The organism is Luteibacter sp. P4_D7_3 (assembly GCF_056401735.1).
The window spans coordinates 1-1,749 of record NZ_JBFUIT010000509.1 but is presented as its reverse complement, the minus strand read 5'-3'; the positions used below and the strand labels follow the sequence as shown (position 1 = coordinate 1,749).

Annotated in this window: 2 protein-coding genes; one reads left to right on the top strand and one right to left on the bottom strand. The window is 66.1% G+C overall.

Annotated features, from left to right (window positions below; all coding sequences use genetic code 11):
- Window positions 1-263 precede the first annotated feature (263 nt).
- Window positions 264-1,214 (bottom strand): hypothetical protein, encoded by a 951-nt coding sequence (locus AC1DSN_RS22145; RefSeq protein ID WP_477296545.1) that lies wholly within the window; start codon window positions 1,212-1,214, stop codon window positions 264-266.
- A gap of 278 nt (window positions 1,215-1,492) precedes the next feature.
- Between AC1DSN_RS22145 and AC1DSN_RS22140 the strand changes: the two genes are divergently transcribed.
- Window positions 1,493-1,749: oxidoreductase (locus AC1DSN_RS22140; protein WP_477332938.1), on the top strand; the 257-nt coding region annotated here is incomplete at its 3' end.

Here is a 1,749-nt window from a genome sequence, read left to right as displayed (position 1 = left end):
GTGTTGGTACCGCCGCTCATGTCCTTCAGTTGATCGACCGGGGTGGCCGCGCCGAAAGACGGTGGAGGCTCCTCTCCGGGGGGCGGTGTGGCGTATGCGGCCATGCTCGCGCAGGCAGCGAAGATCGCAGCCAGTGCAACGGGCACGCGGTGAATCGGGTGGTTCGGCATGGGTGTTCTCCAGCAAGGACGTTCGTTCCTTTTGGATGTCCACGGAGCGCGCGAGGCGCTCCGTGGTTCCCGTCGCTTTCGTTCTTGCTTGCCTTACGGAGCGCTGCCTACGCTGAGGTTGGCCTGGACGTTCACACCCTGCTGAATCAACGACGCCGCGCCACTGTTCTGCGCGAAGTTGCTGATGCCGGCTGCGCCCGCACCTGCACCACTCAAGCTGTTCGACATGTTGAAGTCACCGGCGTTGACGTTGTTCGAGCCGCCGTTGCCGCCGGTACCGCCGCTTGCGCCATTGCCGTTGCCGCCCGTGCCGCTACCGCCGGCCGCACCCGCTCCGCCTGCGCCGCCCGATGCAAGGGCTTCGCCGCCCGCTCCGCCGGTAGCTGCGCCGCCAGTCGCCGTCGCGGTCGCATCACCAGACGTGCCGGCACCGCCCGTGCTGGCGCTTCCGCCACCCGTGCTAGCCGTTGAGCCACCCGTTGGAGCGCCGCCACCGGCACCACGCGACCGTGCATTGCCGCCGTCGCCGGAGGCGTCGCCGCCGTTGCCGTGCGCGCTGCCACCGGCCGATGCGCTCATGGACCCGGCGCTGCCGTTGTCGGACGAGCCGTCGCCACCGACAGCGCCACGAGCACGCGCGTTGCCACCATCACCACCGGATCCGCCTTTGCCGCCATACCCTTTGGCGCCGTAGCCGTCACCGCCCGAACCGCCTTTGCCGCCATTGGCGTTGCCCCAGTTCGAGGCGACATTGCCGTTACCGGATGTCGTGACACCGCTGACCGTTCCGTTCAATACGCCATTGGCGATGGCATTGGTGGTGTTGAACGATCCGGACGTGGTGTTGGTGTTCGAGTGGGTCGAGCTATCGGCCCACGAGTGGGTCGAGCTGTCCGAGTATGTCGAGCTGTCTGAGTACTGCACGGCAATCGATTTACGTTGGGCCGATGCGCCTGACGATCCCGTCTGGGTATCGTCGGCCATGGCCGGCAGTGCGAATCCGATAGCGAGGCAGATCGCCGTGGCGATAAGAGTCTTACGCATGGGAGAGTCTCCTGTGAGCGACGCGAAACCCCTGTTTCTGCGGGAAAGCCGGACGCCCTGCCAACGTTCCGGGTCACAAGAGAGAGCAAGTTGCGTGCCCGGTGTCGCGCCTGCCGAGAGACCCCCGTCCCATGCGGATTTCCCCGATTTCGCAAACTGAACGGCCCCCTTCTTTTGTAAACGCCGTGATACACGCCGTAACGCCACTGGTCCGGAGCCCTATTGGTGCTGTCGCCCTTGCCCCGGACGGCGGTTACGTGGATCATTCGAACGATCGTTTGAACCCGGATCCCGCCGTGTCCTATCCGCACCTCCTCGCCCCGCTCGACCTCGGATTCACCACGCTGCGCAACCGCGTGCTCATGGGATCCATGCACACGGGCCTGGAGGACAAGGCCGGGGACTACGACAAGCTCGCCGCCTTCTTCGCCGAGCGCGCCCGCGGCGGTGTCGGCCTCATCGTCACCGGCGGCATCGCGCCGAACATCCAGGGCTGGCTGAAACCGATGTCGGGAACGATGTCGATGCCCTGGCA

Coding starts and splice junctions, on each gene's coding strand:
- AC1DSN_RS22145 (WP_477296545.1), bottom strand. CDS start 1,214: ATGCGTAAGACTCTTATCGCCACGGCGATCTGCCTCGCTATCGGATTC.